The following is a 25,614-nucleotide window of genomic DNA, read 5'->3' as shown; positions in this document are numbered from 1 at the left end:
TTTTCCTGCATCCGTTCTGTAACTTCATGGAATGCGCAACAGGAACCTGATATACTATGTCTACAATAACGATATCGATGATGATTCATGGTTGGAAAGGGGATTTTCAAAGTGGCTAAATCCAAAAGACATACTCCGGCGCCAAAGGCTCAGAATCAGGACAAACCGACCACGTTGAAAGATCTGCTAAGCAGCGATGTGCTCGAAAAACTGAAAGCGCAGGCTGATGAAGCCAAAGCTGCTGAAGCACAGCGCAAGGAGCAGGAGCGTTTACAGGCAGAAGAAGCTCGCCAAGCGGAGCAGAAGCGCCGGGACAATGATTTTGAATACTTGCTGAACAACAGCTCGCTCGACTGGAAAAAACATAAGTAATGAGCCGAACAGGACCCAAATTGGGTTCTGTTTTAATATGTGAACATATGATTCACCTCCCCCATGCCGGGTATTTAGAAGTAGAGTGTTCAAGGATATTCTACACATGGAGGGATCAATTATGGCTGAACAACGTTTGGAAGGCAAAGTTGCCATCGTGACCGGAGGGGGCTCAGGTATTGGTAAAGCTTCAGCAATTCGTTTCGCCGAGCAAGGAGCTACAGTATACATGCTGGATCGTACACCCGAGAACGCAGAGGAAACGAAACAGATCATTGAACAAGCGGGCGGCGAGGCTTATGTGATTGAATGTGATATTTCCAAACCGGAGCATGTACAGAAAGCGATCAATCAGGCGGCAGCCGAAGCAGGCAGGCTGGATATCGTTTTTGCCAATGCGGGTATCAATGGCGCCATGGCTCCTATTGAAACGATGAAAATCGAAGATTGGGATCAGACGATGGAAATTAACATGCGCGGCACGTTTGCAACGGTGAAATATGCCATCCCTCATCTGAAAGAGCGCGGCGGCAGCATTATCATCACCAGTTCGATTAACGGCAACCGTGTATTTTCCGGCATCGGATTTTCTGCATACGCTTCCAGCAAAGCCGGTCAAACTGCTTTTACCAAAATGGCGGCACTGGAACTGGCTCGTTACAAAATTCGTGTAAACGCCGTTTGTCCGGGGGCAATCGATACCAACATCGATGACAACACGTATCCATCGGATGATTTGAAGGATGTTCAGATTCCAGTTGAATTTCCTGAGGGGCACGAGCATCCACTCAAAGGTGAACCGGGAACCTCGGAGCAAGTTGCCAATCTGGTGCTGTTCCTCGCTTCCGATGAAGCCTCCCATGTGACAGGTACACGAATCTACGTGGATGGTGCCGAGTCCCTTCTGCGTGGATGAGCTTATTTACACCTCCACTCCGATGACAGAACAACCTTCTATCGCTGTTATCCCCAGATTTTTTGGATTCCCTTTTCCAAAGGGGAAAATCCGGTGATAAAGGCGAACGCTTCGCTTTCTCTGGTTTTTTCTGTCCTCTCCGTTCAAGTGTAAATGAATCTTCCATCTGTATTTTAGTATTATAAAAAAGAAAACCCGCAAATGATCTGGATGACCAGAACGTTTGCGGGTTATCTTAATTAAAGCTTCGTTTCAGCCACTCCGGAATGACAAAGAGCAGCAGGTATAACAAGGAGAATAACACCAGAGCAAGAAGTTCTTCGCCAAGAATATAGATTGGATAAGGCCCAAGCATATCTAACACAGAAGGTGTGCTCGGTTTGTGTCTCAAGAACATGTAATTCGCGCCCAGTAACACATCAACGACATATACCACAAGCGCTGCGATATTAACAAATATCATAGAGCCTGCGACAGATCGCCATCCTGGACGCAACTGTTCCACCCACGTCATATAGAGCAAAGCAAGAATGATCATTGCATGAGCGACAAAGAATTGAATGAAGCGAAAATGGGCAAAGGCGTAACCGAGATTAGGCGTAACTATTGCCATCAAAGCCCCTGCGATACCTGCAAAAAGCAAGGCTGAATATAACCATCTTTTGCGTGTCAGCAATAACAGCGCTGATAACAATAATGACAGGCTACACAGTTCTAGCGGTAGCGAAGTCTGCAGACTCCATATTCCTCCGTACACATACCAGAGTTGCAATACGATCTCACAACCGATCATAAATCCTGCCAGCCCATTGCGCACGAGTCGGCTTGTACGTTCAGACATGAAACGAAGTCGATCTCTGAATAGAAATAACAGAATAACAAGTGCAGCGATGATAATCATAGATACAATATGTGAAGTCGAGAATGCTGCAAAAGGCTCTGCGTCATACGGGTCAATCCAAGGTGGGTAGGCCATGCCTTTCTTCTCTCCTTTTGCTTAGGTTAACACGAGTGACTTCTTATAACGCGAATGGTAACTTTTTTCATTTTGCCATCGAATTCTACACCTGTCCAGCTTCATTCAAATTAAGCATTGTATTTTAAATATCTTTATGTTAAGATAAAACCATGAACGAAACAAACGAAAAGTTAGTAACTTTAAATATCGCATTGAAATGCAAACTTTATAATGAAGCTTACTCATTTTTTCACCAGCGTTGCTGGCGAGCTATATCTATCACATTCGGAACTTTATATCGCCATTACCTTACTTTCGGGAGGAATATATTATGCTAATCAAAGGACTTCACCACGTATCCGCACTCACCGCTCATGCTGATCAGAACTACCGCTTCTATACGGATATTATGGGCCTGCGCCTTATCAAAAAAACGGTCAATCAGGATGACGTTTCTGTCTATCACCTGTTCTATGGAGATGAGAAAGGAAATCCCGGTACAGAGCTTACCTTCTTCGAAATTCCGATGGCTGGGCGTACACGCGAAGGTGTAAACAGTATATCCGCTACTTCGCTTCGTGTGCCAAGTGATGCAGCTCTTGCTTATTGGGCACAGCGATTCGACGAATATGAAGTACCTCACGGCGAGATTATGCAACGTGGAGGTCGTGCAACGTTAGCATTCACTGACTTTGAAGGCATGCGGTTGATTCTCGTCTCAGATGAACATAACTCGGGTGTTGCCGGGGGTAAACCTTGGGATCGAAGCCCTGTGCCTGCGGAGTATGGCGTCATTGGACTCGGTCCAATTCATCTGACTGTACAGGATGCCTCACTCACTACACCTGTTCTCACGGAACTGCTTGGATTCAGAGCAAAAGGCAGCTATCCTGCTTTTACACCGGGACAGCCTGATGTGCTTGTATTCGAATCTGGCGAAGGTGGCAGCGGTTCGGAAGTTCACTTGGAGGAGCGTAATGACTTGGAGCTGGAACGCCCCGGACGCGGCAGTGTTCACCATGTGGCATTCCGTGTAGACAATGAGGAAGAATTGAGACAATGGGTTGACCGTGTGCATCAGTTCCAATTCCCAAGCTCTGGTTTTGTAGACCGTTTCTACTTCCGTTCCCTGTACTTCCGTGAAGCTAACGGTATTTTGTTTGAACTTGCTACAGACGGCCCAGGATTTGATACAGACGAGGACTTTGCAACTCTCGGAGAATCGCTCGCGCTGCCTCCATTCCTCGAAGGGCGACGTGCTCAGATTGAAGCAAACCTGAAACCACTGAATACGATCATCCGCTAATACCCGTAGTAGCCAGGTAAGAAATGTTCAGCAAAATAAAAATAGAAACGATGATCACCACGTCGCTCTGCTTGCAAGACTTAAGTCAGAGATTGTCTGGTGAATCATCGTTTTTTTATCGTCTTCCAAGCTTGGCTTGACCTATGCAAGGTGAAGGTGACAAGCACAGCTAATATACTCTACTCTAATTTACTTTGTCAGATACGATGTTGTGAGCGGTACAAACAGCGCTGAACCCGGATCTTCGGATACAATCTCGACATATACAGCGTCTGTGCCTTTAACATCCACATCAAGACTCATCATACCGCTTTCCGGAGTGATGTTGAATTTTTTAAGCGTTGCGAGATCCTGATCATAAATATGAATCTCCTGACTTCCTTTTAGCGCGGCAAGTTCCAAGTGCAGTGAAGAATACTTTTTACCCGTATTGATCTGGATATCTTTTCCCTGCTTCGCAGGATCATTATGCAGATAGACATCCTTGTAATCCTTGCCTTTATATGTAGTATCCTTAGGATCTTTGGTGTGCCAAGCAGTAGATCCCAGTACGGATGTTCCAAGTGCACTCAGCGTTACTTTTCCGTTGGTTACGGGCGCAGATCCATTCGTTCCACCGATCAGGACGGATGAAGTTGCACCGTCATAATTGATCTCGGTTCCCAGCAAAGTACCCACTGCACGAACCGGCAGATAAGTGGTTCCGTTATATGTGATCGGCAGAACTGTCTTGCCATTCGCATCTTTAGCTGTCACTGTCTCACCATTTAACTTCAATGTAATTTTACTGTTCAGATATGCCTTGATCTGTTCCAGGCCTGTAGCTGCCAGTGCCCCCGTACCAATACCAAGCGTCAATGTGCCCACCATTAAACCAAGTACGACTTTTTTCTTCATCAAATTCCCTCCCAGACGTTTAAATAAGTTGTCCTTTATACATTTAAACGACTAAAGCGATATTGTCAATTATTTCATTGAAAATTGTTGAAACTTTATTATTTCCGGACAGCACAAAATGAGGCTGGAGTCACTCCCTTTTTTTCAGCCCCATCCAATGGTCACACTTGCCATGGCATGTCCTATATTTTATTAGGTATTTACATCCAAGTCCTTGTGCTGCAGCACAATCTCATCCGTTCTCAATCAAATGACTCGTAATACTCCTCTTCGTACATTTCCATACTATATTTAAGTTCGCTCGCCTTCCACTCTCCATTCTGATACGCATAGGAAAACGTCAAATCGCCAGCATATAAACTCTCGCCATATGCCCCGGATGTAGAAACAACAAGCTTTCCATTATTGACACTGTAATAAGTCACACGGCCAAATTGTAATTTTTCATGATAAAGACCATCACCAGCTGCCTTATCCACACGGGAGGACTCCGCTTGAACTCCATCCACTGTAACACCTATCTCGATCTGGTCGGAGGATACCGTTACTTTGGATTCAACATGTTCTTTCACAATATCATCCAAGGACTGCATCTTCATCACTTCTAAGGTGGCAGGATCCAGAATGTGAGCTTGGCCCAAATAAATCCCGGTGCCATGCCCTTCGGAGTACAATACTACAATCTCTTTTTTACCGTCGCCGTTCAAATCCAGTTCATGCACTTCGGGTTTGTACGTTCCACCCTCTGCTCGCCAATCGCCAAATTCACGCTTTTTGCCATTCGCCTCAACCACAAGGCCATTATATATATATCCTGAGCCCTCAATGCTCATTGGGTACACTAAAACATCGTTATTCTCTGGTGCCACCGAAACATCATCTGCCTTTACTGGCATCATTTCTTTATTGCTGCTCACTGCATCATTCATTCGATCTATATGGGAAGCCTCGACCGCTACGGTCTGGCCGGATGATTCATCTATATTAAGCTGTTGTTGCGATTCATTCGTCGTTTGGGCAGTTGAAGTTACTGAAAGCGTAGCAACCGCCAAAATAATCATCAGCAGGATACCTGTCCAAGTTTTCAATATACTGGGCTCCTTCTTTGTTGTGATAATCCTATTATATCTTCATTTATCGCCCGCGCGTTGCAATTTTGTTAATCTTTCTTAAAAAATCTTTACAAATCTTCAATCATACGAAAAAACGTTCGTCTTTAACCATAATAATCTAATTTTTGTGCAATAAAAAAATTCCGGAAACAGCTCAGGGCTGCATCCGGAATGCTTTGGTCTTATCCAGTAATCGATCCGTCAATTGTCTTAACTCTTCTGCCGAAGAAGATATTTCTTCCATAATGGCTGTTTCTTCGTGAGCAGCATCCATAATACGTTTGGCTTCATCCGAGAAGGAACCCGCTTTGCCTTGAATCTTTTTCACATGACCATGTGTTTGCTCTACCCGACCTGTCTGCTCAGCAATTTTGGAGCCGATATCATGAGCGCCTTTCATAAATACTTCAACCGTTCCTGTCAGTTCATGCAACGTCTGATCTACGGAAATCGTGCGCTCTGACTCGTTCACAACCAGTCCATGCTGTACGTGACTGAGCTGCACAGTCTCTCCAATCCGTTGCTGCACACGGCTGATCAATTCATTAATGCGATGTACCGAATCCTTGCTCTCGTCTGCAAGCTTGCGGATCTGTTGGGCTACAACTGCAAATCCTGCGCCCTCTTCTCCCGCACGCGCCGCCTCAATAGACGCATTCAAGGCGAGCAACCCTGTTTCTTCAGCAATATCTTTAACCGACTGTGTAATTACTTCAATATCAGAAGCTTCCTTCTCCAAGAGCAGCATAATATCACGGGAACGATTGTGAGACTCAGCCAGCTCGTCCATTCCTTTCATCAACGATGAGAAGGTTTCTTTGGTATGACCAACTGATTTCTCCATCTGTCCGGATAACTCGGTCATGTCCAAAGACTGATTTTGCATCTTCTGAAAATCATTCAACATCTCATCTGCGGTGATCAGGGAATGTTGGGAAGTTACTTTCTGATCCTCTACACCAACTGCGATATGATCTACTGCTTCCGACATCATCTCGATCTGCTCGGCAGCTTGGGTAATCGCTTCACTAAGCGACTGTGCATTCTGAGAAGTTGTGCGCGTACTGTCCGCAATATCGTTCACGATATTTCTCAGATTAGAAACCATTACGTTGAAAGCTTCATATAATACGGTAAGCTCATCTTGCGTACGACGCTTCGGAATCTCCGTGGTCAGATCGCCGGAAGATACCTGCTGCGCTGCACGAGACAGCTGAACAATCGGACGAGTCAGATAGCGGGAAGCAATCCAGCCGAGAATCCCGTTCCAGCAAACTCCCATAAGCAGAATGATAGATATGTATAGCCAGTTTGGCATATCAAGTGAAATCCAGTCTTTTACAAAAAAAATGAAAAAGCCGCTAGTTCCGTACGTAATAATTGAAATTAGCACCAGACCTGCAACAGTCTTTGCCCCTAAAGTCCATTTCATGTTCGCACCCCGTAGTCCTTTTTTCCTATTTTACCAATCATGTACCAAATCTCATGTGACATATATCACTGAAAACGCTCTATTTACCTTTTGTAACCCGTTCATGCATGACTTTCATACCATAAAGCTCATAATGAATAAGACAAGCTTAGGTCTCCCTCCCTTGTTGCTGTAATTCATGATATGAAATTTTAAATTCCCCAATTTAAATTATTATCGGTTACAAGGAAAGAATCATTTAGCTTGGCATCTTTTTTGCTTAAATGATATACTGAGTGCGCTTCAGCAACGCTGGAGCCGAACTATTTTTATGATGCCAATGGAGGCGAACGAGATGTCTACTATGTCCACACGGACGGAGAAAGATTTTATCGGCGAAAAAGAAATTCCGGCTTATGCGTACTATGGAATCCAGACGGTGCGGGCTGTAGAGAACTTCCCGATTACCGGCGTTCCGGTTCACCGCGAACTGATCACAGCACTGGCTGCTGTCAAAAAGGCAGCGGCGATGGCGAACATGGAACTGAAAATGCTCCCGAACAAGATTGGTGAAGTCATCATCATGGCAGCAGATGAAATGATAAAAGGCCATCATCTCGATCATTTTATTGTAGACTCCATTCAGGGCGGTGCAGGCACCTCCATGAATATGAATATCAACGAAATTTTGGCCAACCGCGGACTTGAGCTGTTAACCAAAAACAAGGGGGACTACTTCCACTGTAATCCCAACAATCATGTGAACATGTCTCAGTCTACGAATGACGTTGTGCCAACGGCCCTGCGCATTGCGGCTTATCAGCTATCCGAGACCCTGCTAGGTACGATGAAAAAACTGCAGGAAGCCTTCCAAAAAAAAGAAGTCGAGTTTAACGATGTTGTCAAAGTAGGACGTACCCATCTGCAGGACGCTGTACCCATCCGCCTTGGACAAGAGTTCGGCGCGTATGCGCGCGTGATTGGACGGGACATTGAACGTCTTCAATATGCGAATAAACGCTTGCTCTCGATCAACATGGGTGCCACAGCTGTAGGTACAGGGCTCAATGCCAAACCCGAGTATATCGTTAAAGTTACCGAGTATCTGTCAGAGGTTACTGGCCTGCCGTTGCAGACCGCAGATGATTTGGTTGACGCCACGCAGAATACAGACGCATATCTGGAACTTTCTGCTGCTCTAAAAGTATGCGCAGTGAGCCTGTCCAAAATCTGTAATGACATTCGCATGATGGCTTCCGGCCCGCGTGCCGGATTTAATGAATTGCTTCTGCCACCTCGGCAGCCGGGATCTTCCATTATGCCTGGTAAAGTCAATCCGGTCATGGCAGAGGTAATTAACCAGGTTTCCTTCCAGGTCATGGGGAATGACCATACGATTTGTATGGCTTGTGAAGCCGGGCAATTCGAGCTGAATGTGATGGGTCCGGTCATTGCATTCAATCTGTTACAATCACTGAAGATTATGAATAACGGCATTGATGTCTTCACACGGTACGCCGTGGAAGAGCTGGAAGCCAACCGTGAACGCTGCGAGTTAATTATGAAACAAAGCTTCAGTGTCGTGACTGCCCTGAACCCGCATCTTGGGTACAACGTAGCCGCTTCGATCGTAAAAGAAGCATTAAAAACCGGGATGACCCTGCAGGAGATCATTCTGGAGCGAGGATTGCTGACACCGGAAGAACTGGAGGAGATTTTACATCCGGAGCAGATGACTACTCCAGGGATTGCCGGTGAACATTTCCTGCGTAATATGGAGCGTATGTAAGCTCTGTTCTGTCTCACTACTTACTATGTATTAGAAGGTACCAAGAAGCCCTGTTATCCGTTCATTCGGTTAACAGGGCTTCTTGAGGTGTTCCAAAGGTTTATTGAAAAGTTTTTTCGACTGGTTCATTCCATCTTTCCTTCATGGTCAGACCCAGCGTTTTCGTTCCAGCGAAGGCAGAATCTGCAACTCTTCTCTGTATTTTGCGACGGTTCTTCGGGATATAACAATGCCTTCATCAGCAAGAATAGCGGCGAGTCGCCTGTCTGAGTACGGTTTGTTCATCTGCTCGGTCCGAATGATGTTCTGCAGTCGCCGCTTTACAGCCGATGCGGACGTTTGCTCTCCAGATACTGTGGTAATGCCAGAGTCAAAAAAGGCCTTTACCTCATACATCCCATGTGAAGTATATATATATTTACCGTTCACAGCCCGGCTGACGGTTGATTCATGCATGTGCAGCTTCTCGGCAATCACGGTTAGATTAAGCGGCACCAGCGCAGCTGGACCTTCACTCAAAAATCGCTTTTGCTCATGCATGACAGCCGTCAACACACGAAGTAATGTCCTGCGCCGCATCTGCACACTACGTATAATAGCCCTCGCTTCTGATACCCGATTCAGCCAGTTTTCATCAGGAGCTGACTCCCTGATCCAGCTGCTGCAAGTTTCATTCAGGAATACACGGGGATTCCCCGCCGCCACAAGCTTGAACACCATCTCTCCATGAACCAGTTCCACAACAGCATCGGGAATAATATAATGCGGGCGTTCATGACAACCTATCGATCGGCAAGGCTTGGGGTTCAGCCGAGTAATATATTCATATGCCACTTGCGCCTCCAGCGAAGTGATGCCAAGTCTGCTTGCTGTCCGTCCGGGATGAAAAGGAACCAAGGCCTCCAGCCCTGCCTGAACAATATGCTCAGCACAAGGAACAGCTGCTGGATCACGCTGGATCTGCAGCAACAAACATTCTTGCAGATTCCGTGCCCCTACACCAGGTGGATCAAGCGACTGTAACAGGTCCAACCCTGCGTTCAGTTCGCTCATACGAACTCCAAGTGCAGCCTGCACCTCTGACAGCTCGATCTTCAAGTATCCTTCATCATCAAGACATCCTGCCAAATAGACTGCCACCGTTTCCAGTCCATTCGATAGATTCATCAACCGAATTTGAGAAGCAAGGATTTGTTCCAGCGTAGGCGATGCCCCTTTGGCCTGAAGCAAGGGGTCATCGGATGTATTCCACTCCGAATGGCTTCGCCGTATAGAGCCGAGCGAGTAAACAGACTGTTCTTCCAGTTCAAGCAGCGGATTATCCGCTGCGACATCCTGCAAATAACGAATCAGTTCCTGACCGGGCAAGGTCAGCAAATGAAAGGACTGCTTCATCTCCGGCGTGATGGACAGCCGGAACCGTTGTTCCTGCACCAACTGAACACCTAACATCCGATGCCCCCCTTATGTCTTGACAGACACAATTGATTACTAGCACTATATCCATTGAACAGTAATAAGTAATATAAAAAGGGATTTGCTGGCATAATACCATACTGTTCATTCATTGTCAGCATGTCAATACAGACCTTTAGTGCCAGCAGCATTTAATATTTTTCAGATACCAGCTTCGCTTGCGTAAACAACAACAGATAATCCCTGCCGCCAGCTTTGGAATCCGTACCCGACATATTAAATCCGCCAAATGGATGCGTCCCCACCAAAGCCCCCGTACACTTACGGTTGAAATACAGATTACCCGCAAAATATTCACGTCTTGCCTGCTCCAGATGTGCCCGATTACGTGAAATAACCGCACCCGTCAAACCATAATCCGTATTGTTGGCAATTTCCAGCGCATCCTGAAATGAATCGGCTTTGATGAAAGCCAGCACCGGGCCGAAAATCTCCTCTTGCGAAATCCGGGCATGCGGTTCCACATCTGCAATAATGGTCGGCTCGACGAAAAATCCTGCTGGATCTCCGGTACCTCCCCCATGAACCAGACGTCCTTCCTCTTTGCCAATCTCGATATATTCGGTGATCTTTGCATAGGCTTTATCGTCAATGACAGGGCCCATGTAATTTCCCATTTCAAGCGGACTGCCCATCGTCAGCTTCCGCGTACGTTCGATCACCTTTTGTAATACTTCATCATATACATCCTTATGGATGATGGCACGGGAACACGCTGAACATTTTTGTCCCGAGAAACCAAAAGCCGAAGCTGTGATCGACTCGGCTGCCAGTTCCAGATCACTGTCACTGTCAACCACAATAGAATCCTTGCCACCCATCTCGGCGATCACACGTTTGATCCACTTCTGACCCGGAGCGGTGCGTGCAGCACGTTCATTGATCCGCAGACCGACATCGCGGGAACCTGTGAAACTGATAAAACGTGTCAGTGCATGATCGACAAGATAATCACCCACCTCACTGCCTGGCCCTGGCAAGAAGTTGACTACCCCATCTGGAAGACCCACTTCTTCCAGCAGTTCTACGAACTTTGCAGCGATGACCGGTGTAGTGCTTGCCGGTTTTAGCACCACCGTATTGCCTGAAACTAACGCAGCCGAGGTCATGCCTGCCATAATCGCCAGCGGGAAATTCCACGGCGGAATCACTACGCCAACACCAAGCGGAATATATGTCAGTTCATTATCTTCACCGGCGATCCGTACAAGCGGCTGCGGCTCAGTGAGTCGCTGCATTTCCCGGGCGTAAAACTCCATAAAATCAATCGCTTCTGCGGTGTCTGCATCCGCTTCTGGCCAGGTTTTGCCCGCCTCATAGACCATCCAGGCGGAGAATTCATGTTTGCGGCGACGCATGATCGCAGCCGCTTTGTAGAGATAACGGGCCCGCTCATTCGGGTCCGTATGTTTCCAGGTATGGAACGTTTCCGCAGCCGTTTGGATGGCCTTCTCGGCCAGCTCCCGATCCGCTTGATGAATCGTTCCAATCACCTGATCCTTAGCAGTCGGGTTAACGGAGGTTAACGTGCGGCTGCCGGTTACTTTTTGCCCACCGATAATCATCGGATATTCCTGTCCCAGTTCGGTTTCCACCTTACGGAGCGCTTCCTCAAAAGCTTCCCGATTCGCCTGCACCGTAAAAGCTGTAAATGGTTCGTTTACAAAAGGGATATTCATCAATGATTCCTCCTTCAGAATGTGGGTTCTACTTGCTAGATCGCTGCTCCGACTCGTGCAGCACTTACGCCTCATTCAAATATATGAAGCAAGAAGCGTGCCAACTCCGGTTGAGGGATAATCTTTTTTTTGAAAAATGAATCGTTCAACGGATATATAAAAAAAGGATATATAAAAAAACAAAAAATAATTAAGGCATTAACCGTTTGTAAAAGCTGATTCTGGCACGGTTTTTGCTAGATATGTAAATATACAATCATGAATGATTAAGGAGGAACCACGATGAGTGTCGGAACGGAACTATACCGCAAAACGTTGTTAACCGTGGCTGGCAATAAAGCTGTAGAGAACCTGTCTCTCAAATACGGCAAAAAGCTGGCTGGCAAGTTTATAGCAGGCAATACGCTGGAAGCGGCACTGGAAGAAATTCGCACCTTGAACAGCAAAGGTATTATGGCGACACTGGATCATCTGGGCGAAGGCATCACTCATCTGCGCGAAGCCGCCCTTTACAGAGATGAATACGTGAGGCTAGTCGAGGGTATAGCACATAGCGGCGTGGACTCCAATGTTTCACTTAAACCAACCCAAATGGGGCTGGCGCTTGACCCGGAAGAAGGTTATCAGAATATTCGTGCGGTTGCTGCCCGGGCGAAGGAGCATGAACTGTTCGTACGTATCGATATGGAGGACAGTCCGTTCACACAAGCAACTCTTGATATCGTAAGAAGACTGCATGCGGAAGGGCTGGATAATTCCGGTACTGTATTGCAGGCTTATCTGCATCGAACGGAAGAGGATACACGCGATATGATTCGGGAAGGCATTCGGCTGCGTCTTGTCAAAGGAGCTTACAAAGAACCTGCAACGGTCGTATATCAAAGTACAGCCGAGGTTATTCATCAGTTCAAAACGATGATTCGTCATCATCTGGATCAAGGCGTTTATACCGCTGTGGCCTCCCATGATGATCATATCATTAACTGGACCAAACAATACGCCAAGGATCGGGACATCTCTCCTGAAGCCTTTGAATTCCAGATGTTATACGGCCTTCGTATGAGTGAGCAGGAACGTCTTGCCCAGGAAGGTTATCGCATTCGTTGTTACGTCCCCTATGGCACAATGTGGTATCCATACTATACCCGCCGTCTGGCGGAGAAACCTGCGAATCTCTGGATGGTTTTGAAAAACATGTTCCGCTAGAGCTAGAATACATGTAAAAAAAGTTCTGGTCATGCCATGCAACCCCCCCCTGCAAAGCCATGCAACCCGGTTTTTCCGGTGAGCATGGCTCTTCCCTTTTTTGAGTCACACGAAAACCATAACCCTCACACGTTACCCCCATACAAAATGTATGTCTAAAAAATAAGAATACCCAAAACTAATTGTCTAAAATTTTAGACAAAACATATAAAAATATTCTCATACACAGATATTTGCACTTCATTTTACAGGTTATTCAATGTTATATAATTTAACACAACATTCAAATGAAACGCCTATAAAAAGTTAAAATTTGCAGTAATATCAACAGTTTGTATCTACTCCATTTAATGAAATCGTATACATAAAACCATTCAAAATTGTAAACCGCTTTCAAACCACCACCCGAACAAAGCATGTCAAAAAATATATACACAACAACACGAGAGCGATATAATAGTACTAATTCCAATCACTTTAATCCGTATGTTGTAATCGAGGTGATCCTGATGAGACATTTACTGCCCACTCTGAATGAACTAATACGAACAGATATGCAAATTTATGATGAATTCACTGTTCTAGAACATATCCCTCCACGCCCGCATCCGGATTCCGATGACACGGCAGCTCGCCCTATATTTGTACGTTCTGCCACGGGAAACGCTTATCTCTATTGTTCAACTCTTGCTCGATCCAGCATGCTTGCTGAGCATGGTCTGCCTTTCACATCTTCTGCTACCTCAACAGAATCCAGCTCATTTACAGTTAACCCACTCTTCTCGATCCCTGTCCCTGTGATTTCACCTTCCATGCAACTTGCACACACCATTCCGCTGTTCGCCAAGAGCCCTATTGTCATGGTCAAAAATGATCGTGACGAATGGGCCGGTTATCTCTCGGCGACTGATATTATGAATGCCCTGCTGCAAGCTCATCGGCTGATGGAAGCTTATTTGGAAACCACGCTGGAGACAGCAGGTTCTGCCCTGTCTTTAATTAATGAGGAAGCAAAGGTGGCCTACTGGACATCCGGTGCGGAGAATATTTTTTCAATTCGCAAAACCGATATCATCGGTCAGCCTGCCGCTAACTTTTTTCCACCTGAACGACTTCAATCACTCAAAACGTTGTATACCGGTGAGACCGTCTACCGCAAACAGCATCAGCCCCGACCCGATCTGTTCGCTCTGATCAATGCCCGTCCTGTCAGGCTGGACGGCCGTATTGTCGGCGCTGTCGCTGCGGAGGTGGATATCACAACCGAGATTCGCCTGCATCAGGAACTGCTGCATATGTCCTCCAAAATTCAGCATTTGGAAAAAGCCGTTGCCCGGCTTCGTCCCGAGAGCGATCCTTTTGCCCGCATCAAAGGCAGCAGTCCAATTATGAAGCAATGTCTGGAGACCATCCGCAAGATCAGCACTACTCCTGCCACCGTGCTCATTATGGGGGAAAGCGGCACGGGCAAAGAATTGTTCGCCAAAGCCATCCATGATCTGCGCGAACCAGAGACCGCCCCTTTTATTGCGATAAACTGCGGGGCTATTCCGGCCTCATTGTTCGAAAGCGAATTGTTTGGCTACGAGAAAGGTGCTTTCTCCGGTGCTGATCCCAAAGGTAAAAAGGGGAAAATCGAGTTAGCCGAGGGAGGCACTCTTTTTCTGGATGAGATCGGCGAGATGCCTTCTGAACTGCAAGTGAAATTACTTCGTGTTTTGCAGGAACGTAGTTATTTCCAAGTCGGGGGCACCCGTACCAAACAAGCCAACTGTCGAATCATTGCCGCGACCAATCAGGATCTTCCAGCCATGATTACCCGCAACCAGTTCCGGGAGGATCTCTATTATCGTCTGAATGTCATCAATCTGATTATTCCGCCACTCCGGTTGCGCAAAGAAGATATTTATGAGCTTACCCAGACCTTCCTGCAAGAGTTCTCATTGCTCTACAACCGTCATATTGAAGTCATTCCGCCAGAGGTATTCAAACGGTTATTCGAGTACGATTGGCCGGGGAATGTCCGCGAGTTGCGTAATGTGATTGAACGCCTGACCATACTGACGATGGATGGTGAGGTTAAGCCGGAATACTTGCCAGATTCGCTTACATCCGCAAAATTATATGAACACTCTGAACCGAAGCATACAGCAAACAGCCTCACGTTTGCAGATAAAGCCGGAACAGATCATCCGAACGTGCTGGAGACTCAACAAGAGAGTCACATGCCTAACCCTTTTGCAGCAGCAGCCAGGGAAACGACCGATCTCCGTGATACAGGCTCCGGGCAAGACTCGGGCACCTCCTATCAACAACAACTGGATGCTTACGAGGCTCGGCTTCTTGTTCAATATTTAGAGGCTGCCGGTGGCAACAAACGCACATTAGCAAAACAACTCGGCATCTCCAGAGCTACACTTTATAACCGTATGAAGCGGCTTGGTTTATAATAGACCCCCGCGGTGATCAACGTTTGCCTGCACAGTTGTAAAGTTACGCATCATGCAAACCTAGAAAAAGGAGACGATTCTCCCCCTTGCCGTTGTGGAGCGCTAGAACATAGAGAATTTGAGGAGAATCAGGAGAAGCGTCGAGGGCAGGATCAGCGATCGATCCAGCTCTTTGGCGACTCTAGCGATCACCACAGACGTTATTTGCCCATTTTGACGAGTTTTAAAAATCTAACGATCACCAGCGACGCTATTTAACTGAATTTCAGTTGAAAACGGGATAAAATGGACGAATGATGTAAAATAGCATCCCTACGGATCGTTAGAATTTCAATATGCCTATTTGGAGCGAAATAAGGTTTCTCCTGATCGTTGGGATTTGTGGAGGCGTCACCCATGAATTATCCGTGCCAGAAAAACCCGCAGTTACGGTTATCTGCCGTGTAACTGGGGGTTTGTTTATGAACCAATAGATTTGCTGCTCTATTTAATTCGCTGATCTATTCGATTTCGCTTCTCTATTAAATCGACTTCTATTAGATCAGCTGCACGCTTTACAATATTTTCGCCAAACGAATCAACGCTGTTCTAATATGGCGATAAAAGGTAGCCCTGCTCATGGAACATACCTGTGCTGCGGCAGTTGGATTGCCAGCATGGGCCCAGTAAGCCGCATGTAACAGCTTCTGATCCTGAGGAGACACCCCGTGTATTCTGCCCTCCAGCAGATCCAAAATATATAATTGCAGCTGGATGCCATCCTTCACCCCTGTAATCCTGTCGGCATACTCCTGCAACTCGCCCGGAGAACGAAGGTGCCCAAGCATCTTGCGCACTTCCTGATCAGACCAAATTGGGTTACCTGTCCCGGCTGCTGTCTCAGGATGAATTGGATTAGCCGGCAAGTCTGGATGCAGAAGCGACATGACCCAAGCACCGAATTGTCCACTGCGGAGATCCAGTTCCAGTACATCTGCCTGATCCTCATACCGATCACAAGCACGTGTAAATGTTCGCCGCATCTGAAAGCCGATGCTCCGCAGAAATAACTTCAGATGTGGGTTAGTGGCAACAAGAATTGCTCTTGCTCCGTCTCCCAGTAGTGATAAGCGATCCAAAACCATGTACCCGACAAGCTCTTCCCGCGTATATCCGGGAACATCATCTCTTGCCGCAGCGAGTAAAGCAAAGTGTGTATCACTTTCATCCGGGTCGTTCTGCAATTCTTCTGGCGCAAAGCATTCTTTCATTTCATTCGGAAAATATTTCAGAAGCAAAGCACTTGTCTCCCGGTGTACCAACACTGTTATGAACATCGCAATGGTCTCGCCCTGCTCATTACGCTTCAATACGATGCCCTCAGGATATCGTTGAGCCAGTTCTTCCAAAAAAGGAGCATAGTTCACAGCCTGCCAGGGCTCAACACTGTATTCACACCATTGCTCCAGCAGTTTATGCAAGGAAGACAAGTCTGTTTGTTTCATCGGCTCTAGCGGCAAAAACAAAGAATCGCGTGATACATCAGCATACTTGCGAAACTGGAGCATGGACTCCTGACAGAGCAGCAGCATCTTCCTGGCGATCTGAAGCTGCTCATGTGAATAGGCCTGTTCGTGGAGCGGCTTCAACAGCTCTGCAATCCGGATACGCATAGACTGCATGCGATACGGCTCGCGCTGCCGAAAATCCCGCATCAAATGTACTCGGGCCATGTCATGCAAAGCCAGCCCATCCGGCGCAGAACGGATGAAGGACATCCGCCTCAACATGTGATATTCTTCCGGCTTAACGGTGATACCCAATACAGCAGATAACAGTTCCTGGTTTGCTGTCTCCAGCAAAGTTAAAACTTCTACCATCGGATGCAGACGGGGCGTGGTAAGCTCAAGCAACAGCCGGGCACTGATCATATGTGATAGCTCAACCCAATCAGCTTGAGGAAGATTTCGCTCCTGATCCGCCGCTTCCACAGCAAGCGCAAGTCCTAGCGGGTGTCCATCCGTCATTCTTGTAATGATTCCAGCTATACTCGGCTTCAATGAACCGGCAGTTGCAATATACGTGGTAACCTCATCCGCTGTAAAATGCTGTAGTTGAAGCTGCACCAGTCGTTGATACAACCGCGGGTGAGTTCGCCATGCCGCTGAAAGCTCCGGACGGGAAGCAAGTATAATAAGTATCCCTCTTAGATGAAGTTTTGCAATAAAAACCTCCATAAACCAGCTCTCGAGCAATGCAAGCTCCTCATAGTTATCTACAGCAATCACGAGCCGCCTCTCCCTGGGCATGGCTTTCAACAGAGATACCAGATGAGGGCCATTGCTTGTCGGCAGTCCCAGTTCCAGCCCAAGTGTGGATATAAAATAATCCATGAACACGGAAGGGGTTGTACCACACGCCCGTCCGTCCATCCATATGGCTGTGGCTTCCCGCTCCCGAGCGATGGACAGCATTTCTGAAAGTAATGAAGACTTCCCAATCCCACCCATGCCGGTAACTGAAAATATAGTCATAGGCGCTTCTTCATTTTCAAACCACTGTTCTAGTATCATTAGTTCTCTAGCTCTACCAACGAAACGCTTCCCATCCCTGACAACCTTCTCATGTTGAGACTCACTATCTTTTCCCATATATGTCCTCCGTACTAGATACTGGTACTTTTACTGTGACTTACTTTTTTATAAAAATGAGACTATATTGAGACGCACAATCACATCTAAAATGTTAAAATCTTGTTAAAAGCCAATTTATAGTAAGAGTCAATACAGCGGCCATCTCTCTATACAACGAATATGCATACCGCTGGTTGAAATAACATAATGCAACACTCCGCTACTCACCCTGAGCAACCCTCTACACACCGTTTACCGACTTGGTTTCATGCTTCCCTTTCGTACCCTACTCCCAGCCCTATAATCAGGAAAGGCGGATTTGTGTGAAAAAACATCTCGACATCTGTCATATGAGCGGACAACTTGGTATCCATCCCCACCAGCTTCAAGCGTGGTTAAGCCTTAACGGTTTAACTGCTTCGGATCAACAATACAAACCGGATCAAAGGTCTGAGCGCGTGACATCTCCGTATCGTCTGGCAGCTCCTACCTCACTATCACTGGCACCCTCTTCCCGTCCATCCGTACGTTACCGGGGCCGTTTCTCCAGCACAGGGTCTCACCGCTTATCTCGTAGCTTAGGATGCATGCAACACATCAACAAACGATAGACGAACAGAAACCCTTCCATTCTTGCACAACTCATATCTCAAAACATTACAATCATGAGGACGGCCCATCCCCGCCTTCAATCATGGCGTTAGCAAGCAATGCCATCTCCAAACACACCCGTTTTTCCTGTTGCATATAATCCGGCCCCAGCAGTTCTTCCAGTTTCTCCAGCCGGTTATATAAGGTCTGGCGATGAACAAACAGCTGGGCAGCCGCGTCTCTTTTGCAACCAAAGTTTGCAAGATACGCGTCCAATGTTTCTATCAATCGTAACTGATGGCTCTGATCATGCTCCATAAGTACACCTAGATGATCTATCGCAAAAGCTTGCAGGAAAGAAGGCGGCATGGCTTTTAACATTTGATATATACCCATACGATCATAAAAGTGAACATGTTTCATTGGTTTGACAGACCTCGCTACCTCAATAACCTGATATGCTTCCTGCAGGCTGTCTTTCAAGCGGGTTAGTTGATTTCGAAGTTTGCCGAAACCGGCATGAATTTCGACTTGTTTTAGATTCGAGCGGGCAAAAAGCTTGATATCCTGAGTGATGCTCTCTAAAATTTGGATCAGTTGCTGCCGGGAGGAGGTTCGTGCTTCTTCCTTTGCACAGCAAAGATAGATTTGGTTATTTTTCAGCATGATGAGACTGGTCAGATGATTCTTTTTCAAAAGTGAACGGAGCAGAACCAGGATATCCTGATGATTCGTCTCCATTCGTTCCCGGCCTGTTCCCTTCGTACGATGTTCAATCTCTAAAATACCTCCCGCGAACCAGTATTGTCCCTTCACCAGCAAACGAAGCCCCATCCGTGTTCGCGCCTGCTCCTCCTGCTGAATGTGACCATTCATTAGATCCTGAATCAATTCATTCTGGTTGCGTACCATCTTCTCTTCAAGAAATTGAGAACGGAGGGTAAGCGCAGCAGCAGCTTTGGCTGTGTAATCGAGCAGTAGTTTAAGATACTCCACAGTCGCTGACGGATGCACAATCATACCTATGGCTGAAAATACTTGACCAAAACAAATCACCGGGTAACAGAGCAAGGCAGTCTCCTCATCCATATGAAACCACAGCTCGGTATCGGAATCGTTCAGATTCAGCTGTTCGACCTCCTGGCTGTACCAGCTGTAGATCGACTGCTCCATCTCCGGAGCTAGTTCAGGTACAAAGCTGCCTGCCTCCATAGACGAAATGTACACCACCGGTTTTGCCGAATAGGCATATAACAGTTCCAGCACCGCAGACATATCTGTGCTCTGCAGTGTACGCTGCTGAAGCTCACGGGAATAGGTCTCCAAGCTCTTTAACAGCTGGTGTTGGTGGTTAATAAGTAGAGAGTGGATATCTTGCGTGATCTCAACAAATCGCACGGGTTGCTCAAATACGATGAGCGGAAATTGATGCAGGTTTGCCAGTTCAATCAACGATGCGGGGATGGCATGAATGCTAGTTCCAAACTCCACACATAATCCAGCCGCTTCGCGGTTGATCAGCTGCATCAGATACGCTTCACGCCCCTCTTCCGACTTAAGCCATAAACCCGTGGTTAAAATAAGATCATGCGGGCTTACAAAAGGAGACACATTGGTGATTTCCAGCACATGAACCCAGCCCACCTGACGCTCCAATCCTTCTTGGCCTGCCGTAAGTCTTGCTTGACTAAATACCGGACGTTGCAGGATATCTCTGACAGTAAACACACGGTCATTTCGCAAAGTCGATCCCTCTTAGTGTCATTTTTTCTTACATTATAATCCATAGGCAGATGTCCTGAACAGTTAATTTCGACTAAATGTTGAGTATTCTTTCTAAAAAATAGACATCATGTAAGGTGCAAAACGACGTACTGGGTCATAAACTTGTAGTATAAGCTAACAACCAATAAATGGACGAGGTGCATGGCGATGAGAATCGGAATTCCCAAAGAAATCAAAAACAATGAAAATCGTGTAGCATTGACACCTGCCGGGGCGGCTGATTTCGCGAGAGCCGGGCATCAAGTCTTTATCGAACAAGGTGCCGGGCTTGGCAGTGGATTCATGGATCAGGAATACGAGAAGGCCGGTGCCGTAATTGTTGAAAAAGCCGCTCAGGTATGGCAGGAGGCTGAGCTCATCCTTAAAGTGAAGGAACCTCTTGCCAGTGAATATGGTTATTTCCGCCCTGGCCTGATTCTATTCACTTACCTGCACCTCGCCGCAGAGCCGGCTCTTGCTAAAGCACTGGTCGAAAAACGGGTAACCGCCCTTGCATATGAAACGTTAGAAATCGGCGGCTCTCTCCCGCTACTCACACCTATGAGTGAGGTGGCCGGACGGATGGCTGCGCAGATTGGTGCGCAGCTTCTAGAGAAAACAGAAGGCGGCAAAGGCATTCTGTTATCCGGTGTGCCTGGCGTAAGCCGCGGCAAGGTTGTCATTATTGGCGGCGGTACGGTAGGTACAAACGCCGCCAAAATTGCACTTGGCCTGGGGGCGGATGTTACGATTCTGGATCTGAATCTGAATCGGCTGCGCCAGCTGGACGATATTTTCGGTAACCAGATCCAGACGCTGGTATCCAGCCCTTCCAATATTGCGTCCGCTGTCGCTACGGCGGACCTGTTGATCTGTGCGGTGCTGATCCCGGGCGCTAAGGCGCCAACGCTTGTCAGCGAGCAGGTCGTGAAGACCATGGCACCAGGGTCGGTCATTGTGGATGTGGCGATTGACCAGGGCGGGATCGTTGAGACCATTGATCATATCACCACTCACGATGAACCCACCTATGTGAAGCATGGTGTCGTGCATTACGCGGTGGCGAACATGCCTGGCGCCGTTCCGCGCACGTCCACGGTGGCGCTGACCAACGCCACCATGCCTTATGCGTTGCAGCTGGCGAACCACGGTGCAGCCGCCGCGATTCGCGGCAGTTCGTCCATTCGCAGCGCAGTGAATGCGCTGAATGGACATATCACGTATGAGGCGGTTGCCCGCGACCTTGGGCACGCCTATGTGCCTGCAGGACAGGCGCTGGAGGATGCCGCCGCCGTCCAGTAAATCTTTCTGACGTTCCACCTGGCACCAACCGTGTCCAGCCTGTGGAACGCATAGAAGCGCAGTGCACCAAGGAGGATTCCTCCGGGCGCTGCGCTTCTTTTTTCACATAATAGGATACTCATTGGGATGAACTATGGTGGAATAGGTTACTCATTTGAATTATAGAATAGGTTATGCGCCAAGTTCGTTAAACCACGCGACAGTTATGATGCCTTCGTACACGCTTTCACCTTACCGCCTTATTTACTTCTGCTGCTCCCCGTTTTCTCTTACGCTAAACCACCCGTTCACTGCATACCTCGCGAAAGTTGCAATCCCGGCATGCCCGGTGCGAAGGCATTGGGGTGAAGTAAGACATGTCCTTAGGACGGTTGTAATACTCATCAGCCACACAGGAACGCATCTCCTCGATGTACCGTCCTACGTTCTCCTCCACTTTGCGAATGTCCTCTTCGGTTGCTTTAAACTCTTTGTGTTTCCCAGTCAACAGATACTCCACCCGAATTTCAATCTGCTCCAGCGGAACCCGGTAATGCTCTCTTACATAGGAAGCGTACAAAATTAACTGATCGGAGAAATCATCCTCCTTGCCCGTTTTCCAGTCCACAATGACAATGTTGCCGTTGTTGCGTCTGTACAATAAGTCCATTTTCACATACACACGCGTATCATGCAGCAGCATCGTATCCCATTTCTCAATCTTCAAAATCGTTGTACTCGCACGGGACAAATCTTCCCATGTCAGCGTCTGATACAGGTTGCCTACACAGGCTCCTGCACGTTCTCTGATCATTGCAATCCGGTCATTCAGTGTATCATCACCATAATAAATTTCGGACAACATCGTATAATTCTTCGGATGAAGACGCCACTGCTCGGGGTTCATCGACTCTTTGTAAGCCTGATTTAATAGATCACGTATCGTTTTCTCCAAAAAAACTTCCCTTGGCTTGGGTTTCCCCTCTTCCCTGCTCCGTACGGCCGACTCACACATCCGGTGTGCCAGATCACCAAATACCAGATACAGATTGCTCAGCTGCTTCAGACGATACAGACGTACCTGCATCTCATCCGCCGATTCTGTTTTCCAGCCGTTGTGAGCACCGTAATAATGATAATAATATTTGCGCAGGCACTCATCGAACATACTCGCCCGCGACTGCGAATAAGACCACTGCGGGTATTGTGCCATATGATAATCTGCCTTTCTGTATACCGGATCCACCTGAGCGATCCCTTCATTGCTCACAGTATATAGCCCCGGCCGTCATGCCGCAACCCGGCTTCCGTTATTTACTTCTGCGCGCAACCGTTTGAGGTACGATCCGTATCGTTTATATAGTTACATCAGGATGAAGAGAAGTCCCTTTTGATTTTTAAAAAAAGAGAGTATCCACCCAATGGCGGGCGATAGAATGCAGCGGATTACCGCGTACCTGAGATAAGGAGGGGCAACGCATATTACCGTTAAAATAATGAGATGATTTCGTTGGGCCGCCCCCATGTTACGCTAACGATCACCACAGACCTTATTTGCCCATTTTAGCGGGATTTAAAAATCTAACGATCACCAGAAACGCTATTTAGCTGGATTTCAGTTGAAAACGGGATAGAACCGACGAATGATGCGAAATAGCGTTCCTACGGATCGTTAGAATTTTAACACGACTATTTTCGGCGAAATAAGGTTTCTCCTGATCGTTAGAATTGGTGAAGGAGTTTTGGGAAACGTAGGGATACAAAGAGTTACCTGTGTAACTTGAGCTCGGGGCGCCAAATGGCCTAACGACTGCCCATCCTCACATTAGAAAGTTGAAATGGATTACGGACCGTATTAATCTATTTACATCAATACGATTTTTGTATGATTTCTATACGATTCACGATACGAAAAATATGTACAGGCATATCCAAAAGGAGGCGCCACCATGAATCAGCCGGATTGGTTCCAGGCAGAAGAAGCATTACAACAGATCCAAGTCATCGGAAGCGATCGGAATGAGCTGGTGAATATCATCGGCGAGGTAGCAGGAGTGAACTGCATTGGCATAGGTACGGATGCGGCTGTATTCTCGTATGATCATCTGCCGCAGTACGCCTTCAAAAAGTACTCGGATCATGCTTTGGATAAATTAAATAATGAAAAACAGGTCTACACCCAGCTTCAGGGACTGCCCTATTTCCCGACGTATTATGGTAGCGGCCAAAATGTACTGGTCATCAGTTACGAACCCGGAGACACCTTGCTGGAATGTTTGGAAAAAGGAATCCCCGTCCCCGAGCAAGTCATGCTCGATGTAGACGCAGCGCGAGAAGCCGTTCGTCGCCTTGGACTAAATCCACGCGACATTCACCTCAAAAATGTACTGCTCCAGAATGGACGCGGCAAAGTACTTGACGTATCCGAGTACATTCAGGAGGGAGACGACCATCGCTGGGAGCATCTTGTATGGGCCTATCACAACATCTATCCACGTATCCAAGGCACGCCCATATCCCCTCGAATGCTGCAAACGATTAAATGGACGTATAACCAGCTCGATCAGGCCAATCTCAAAATGGAAGATCTCTCCAAGAAGGCCAATCGACTACTCTCCCGATTTCTGAAATAGACCGTTGATCGCTGGAACTACTATGTATGTATAATTGCATCCGGGTTTGGCTGACTTTCGGCTAAACCCGGTTTTTCTGTTCCCTTCTTGCTTCGTTTCTTTTCCCTCCCCCTCCCTCCTCTAACCCAATCCAACCCATCCCATTCTCTTCTCTTCTCTTCTCTTCTCTTCTCTTCCCCGTCGTCCTATCAGCACAACACCACCTCTCACCCTTCCTTCATCCCTCGTGCCTGCGAAGGTGTCATGCCCTTGTACTGCTTGAACAATTTGGTGAAATAGTTCGCATTGTCGCAGCCGACCTGGGCGGCAATCTCCGTGACCGTAAGGCTGCTGTCCTGCAGCAATCGCTGTGCTTCACTCATTCTGCATCCGTTCACGTATTCCACGAGGGTACGCCCGGTCAGCTTTTTGAACATTTTACAGAAATGATATACATTCAGTCCCACTTGGCTTGCCGCTTCACTAACAGACAACTTCTCCTGCGGATCAGCCTCAACCCGTGCAATCAACTGCTTGAACCGCTCGCGGTTAGGAAAATAAGCTCCGCCCGACCTCTCCCGCAACTGATGCGGCATAAACGTCCGGGCTAACAGGGTAAACAATGCATGCAGCTTGGATTTCACCACAAGTTGATACGCCGGAGGCTGCATCGCCATCTCTTCTACCGCCTCATTTAATAACGAATAATAGCCAGCACAAGCTGCATGCTCAGCAGCCGGTTTGACCGGAAACCTCACACTGCCTTCCAGATACGGCGCGACATACTGCTCATGCACAGGGTCATTGGCAAAATCCTGAAACAGCGCGCGATTGACCACAACCGAATCATAATGTACATCTCCCTCATCCAGAGCGTATCCGACATGCAGTGCGCCGCCCGGAATGATAATGACCTCGCCCGCTTCAGCCTCATAAGGCCGACTATCGATATGAAATACCGCTCTCCCCTTACGCATAATGATCCATTCAAAATGCTCATGCCAGTGCAGATACAAGATACACTCCTCTGTTTTCTTCGCGGCACAGCGATTTTGGAACAACTGAAATGGATGGGATTTATGATCTATACGTGTATCCTCGTGAAGCGCTTTCAAGTCCAGCATGGATTTCTTCCCCCTCACCACAAAATCCGACTAATAAAGCACAAAATTGTTTAGAGCC

The 25,614-nt window shown here is 47.3% G+C and carries 19 protein-coding genes; 9 read left to right on the top strand and 10 right to left on the bottom strand.

Features of this window, described 5'->3' with window-relative positions; all coding sequences use genetic code 11:
• Nucleotides 1–111: 111 nt before the first annotated feature.
• Nucleotides 112–372 carry a YqkE family protein gene (locus tag ACUTVW_RS00885; RefSeq protein ID WP_445644053.1) on the top strand — a complete coding sequence of 87 codons (261 nt, stop codon included), beginning with the start codon at nt 112–114 and terminating at the stop codon, nt 370–372.
• Nucleotides 373–493: 121 nt separating this feature from the next.
• Nucleotides 494–1,288: an SDR family oxidoreductase gene (locus tag ACUTVW_RS00880; RefSeq protein ID WP_445644052.1), complete on the top strand. Its 795-nt coding sequence runs from the start codon at nt 494–496 to the stop codon at nt 1,286–1,288.
• Nucleotides 1,289–1,523: 235 nt separating this feature from the next.
• Here ACUTVW_RS00880 and ACUTVW_RS00875 read toward each other — a convergent pair whose 3' ends face one another.
• Complete coding sequence (locus tag ACUTVW_RS00875; protein WP_445644051.1) at nt 1,524–2,264, bottom strand: YwaF family protein; 741 nt, start codon at nt 2,262–2,264, stop codon at nt 1,524–1,526.
• Nucleotides 2,265–2,577: 313 nt separating this feature from the next.
• On the opposite strand from ACUTVW_RS00875, the gene ACUTVW_RS00870 reads away from it, so the two are divergent.
• Nucleotides 2,578–3,552 (top strand): ring-cleaving dioxygenase, encoded by a 975-nt coding sequence (locus tag ACUTVW_RS00870; protein WP_445644050.1) that lies wholly within the window; start codon nt 2,578–2,580, stop codon nt 3,550–3,552.
• Nucleotides 3,553–3,741: 189 nt separating this feature from the next.
• On the opposite strand, the gene ACUTVW_RS00865 is transcribed toward ACUTVW_RS00870, so the two are convergent.
• The 3 genes from ACUTVW_RS00865 to ACUTVW_RS00855 all read right to left on the bottom strand — a co-directional run bounded on the left by ACUTVW_RS00865 (nt 3,742) and on the right by ACUTVW_RS00855 (nt 6,993).
• Nucleotides 3,742–4,449, bottom strand: coding sequence for a stalk domain-containing protein (locus tag ACUTVW_RS00865; RefSeq protein ID WP_445644049.1), 708 nt, complete (start codon nt 4,447–4,449; stop codon nt 3,742–3,744).
• A gap of 242 nt (nt 4,450–4,691) precedes the next feature.
• A complete protein-coding gene (locus ACUTVW_RS00860) occupies nt 4,692–5,537 on the bottom strand; it encodes a hypothetical protein (protein WP_445644048.1) in 846 nt (281 codons plus the stop codon).
• Between the two features lie 178 nt (nt 5,538–5,715).
• Nucleotides 5,716–6,993 (bottom strand): methyl-accepting chemotaxis protein, encoded by a 1,278-nt coding sequence (locus tag ACUTVW_RS00855; RefSeq protein WP_445644047.1) that lies wholly within the window; start codon nt 6,991–6,993, stop codon nt 5,716–5,718.
• 334 nt (nt 6,994–7,327) lie between these two features.
• Here ACUTVW_RS00855 and ACUTVW_RS00850 point away from each other — a divergent pair, with 334 nt between their 5' ends.
• On the top strand, nt 7,328–8,761 hold the full coding sequence (locus tag ACUTVW_RS00850; protein WP_445644046.1) for an aspartate ammonia-lyase: 1,434 nt from the start codon (nt 7,328–7,330) through the stop codon (nt 8,759–8,761).
• Between the two features lie 147 nt (nt 8,762–8,908).
• On the opposite strand, the gene rpoN is transcribed toward ACUTVW_RS00850, so the two are convergent.
• Together rpoN and pruA are read right to left on the bottom strand one after the other, a co-directional pair.
• Nucleotides 8,909–10,213 (bottom strand): RNA polymerase factor sigma-54, encoded by a 1,305-nt coding sequence (rpoN, locus tag ACUTVW_RS00845; protein ID WP_445644045.1) that lies wholly within the window; start codon nt 10,211–10,213, stop codon nt 8,909–8,911.
• Nucleotides 10,214–10,368: 155 nt separating this feature from the next.
• Nucleotides 10,369–11,916, bottom strand: a complete 1,548-nt coding sequence (gene pruA, locus ACUTVW_RS00840; RefSeq protein ID WP_445644044.1) for an L-glutamate gamma-semialdehyde dehydrogenase — start codon at nt 11,914–11,916, stop codon at nt 10,369–10,371.
• A 282-nt stretch (nt 11,917–12,198) separates the two neighbouring features.
• Between pruA and ACUTVW_RS00835 the strand changes: the two genes are divergently transcribed.
• Nucleotides 12,199–13,122 (top strand): proline dehydrogenase family protein, encoded by a 924-nt coding sequence (locus tag ACUTVW_RS00835; RefSeq protein WP_445644043.1) that lies wholly within the window; start codon nt 12,199–12,201, stop codon nt 13,120–13,122.
• 509 nt (nt 13,123–13,631) lie between these two features.
• Nucleotides 13,632–15,572, top strand: a complete 1,941-nt coding sequence (locus ACUTVW_RS00830; RefSeq protein WP_445644042.1) for a sigma-54 interaction domain-containing protein — start codon at nt 13,632–13,634, stop codon at nt 15,570–15,572.
• 554 nt (nt 15,573–16,126) lie between these two features.
• On the opposite strand, the gene ACUTVW_RS00825 is transcribed toward ACUTVW_RS00830, so the two are convergent.
• The gene (locus tag ACUTVW_RS00825) at nt 16,127–18,202 is read right to left on the bottom strand and encodes an nSTAND1 domain-containing NTPase (protein ID WP_445644041.1); all 2,076 of its coding nucleotides are present in this window, start codon (nt 18,200–18,202) and stop codon (nt 16,127–16,129) included.
• Between the two features lie 305 nt (nt 18,203–18,507).
• Here ACUTVW_RS00825 and ACUTVW_RS00820 point away from each other — a divergent pair, with 305 nt between their 5' ends.
• Complete coding sequence (locus ACUTVW_RS00820) at nt 18,508–18,795, top strand: hypothetical protein (protein WP_445644040.1); 288 nt, start codon at nt 18,508–18,510, stop codon at nt 18,793–18,795.
• A gap of 52 nt (nt 18,796–18,847) precedes the next feature.
• Here ACUTVW_RS00820 and ACUTVW_RS00815 read toward each other — a convergent pair whose 3' ends face one another.
• Nucleotides 18,848–20,518: a PucR family transcriptional regulator gene (locus tag ACUTVW_RS00815; protein WP_445644039.1), complete on the bottom strand. Its 1,671-nt coding sequence runs from the start codon at nt 20,516–20,518 to the stop codon at nt 18,848–18,850.
• A 189-nt stretch (nt 20,519–20,707) separates the two neighbouring features.
• Between ACUTVW_RS00815 and ald the strand changes: the two genes are divergently transcribed.
• A complete protein-coding gene (gene ald, locus ACUTVW_RS00810) occupies nt 20,708–21,841 on the top strand; it encodes an alanine dehydrogenase (protein ID WP_445644038.1) in 1,134 nt (377 codons plus the stop codon).
• A gap of 274 nt (nt 21,842–22,115) precedes the next feature.
• Here ald and ACUTVW_RS00805 read toward each other — a convergent pair whose 3' ends face one another.
• Entirely contained in the window at nt 22,116–23,033 is a 918-nt protein-coding gene (locus ACUTVW_RS00805; RefSeq protein ID WP_445644945.1) for a RecB family exonuclease, read from the bottom strand.
• Between the two features lie 736 nt (nt 23,034–23,769).
• Here ACUTVW_RS00805 and ACUTVW_RS00800 point away from each other — a divergent pair.
• On the top strand, nt 23,770–24,453 hold the full coding sequence (locus ACUTVW_RS00800) for a serine/threonine protein kinase (protein WP_445644037.1): 684 nt from the start codon (nt 23,770–23,772) through the stop codon (nt 24,451–24,453).
• A 206-nt stretch (nt 24,454–24,659) separates the two neighbouring features.
• On the opposite strand, the gene ACUTVW_RS00795 is transcribed toward ACUTVW_RS00800, so the two are convergent.
• Nucleotides 24,660–25,556 carry an AraC family transcriptional regulator gene (locus ACUTVW_RS00795; protein WP_445644036.1) on the bottom strand — a complete coding sequence of 299 codons (897 nt, stop codon included), beginning with the start codon at nt 25,554–25,556 and terminating at the stop codon, nt 24,660–24,662.
• Nucleotides 25,557–25,614 lie beyond the last annotated feature (58 nt).

The organism is Paenibacillus sp. TSA_86.1, from assembly GCF_052691815.1.
The sequence above is the reverse complement of the archived record's forward strand: the minus strand, read 5'-3'. Positions and strand labels throughout refer to the sequence as shown.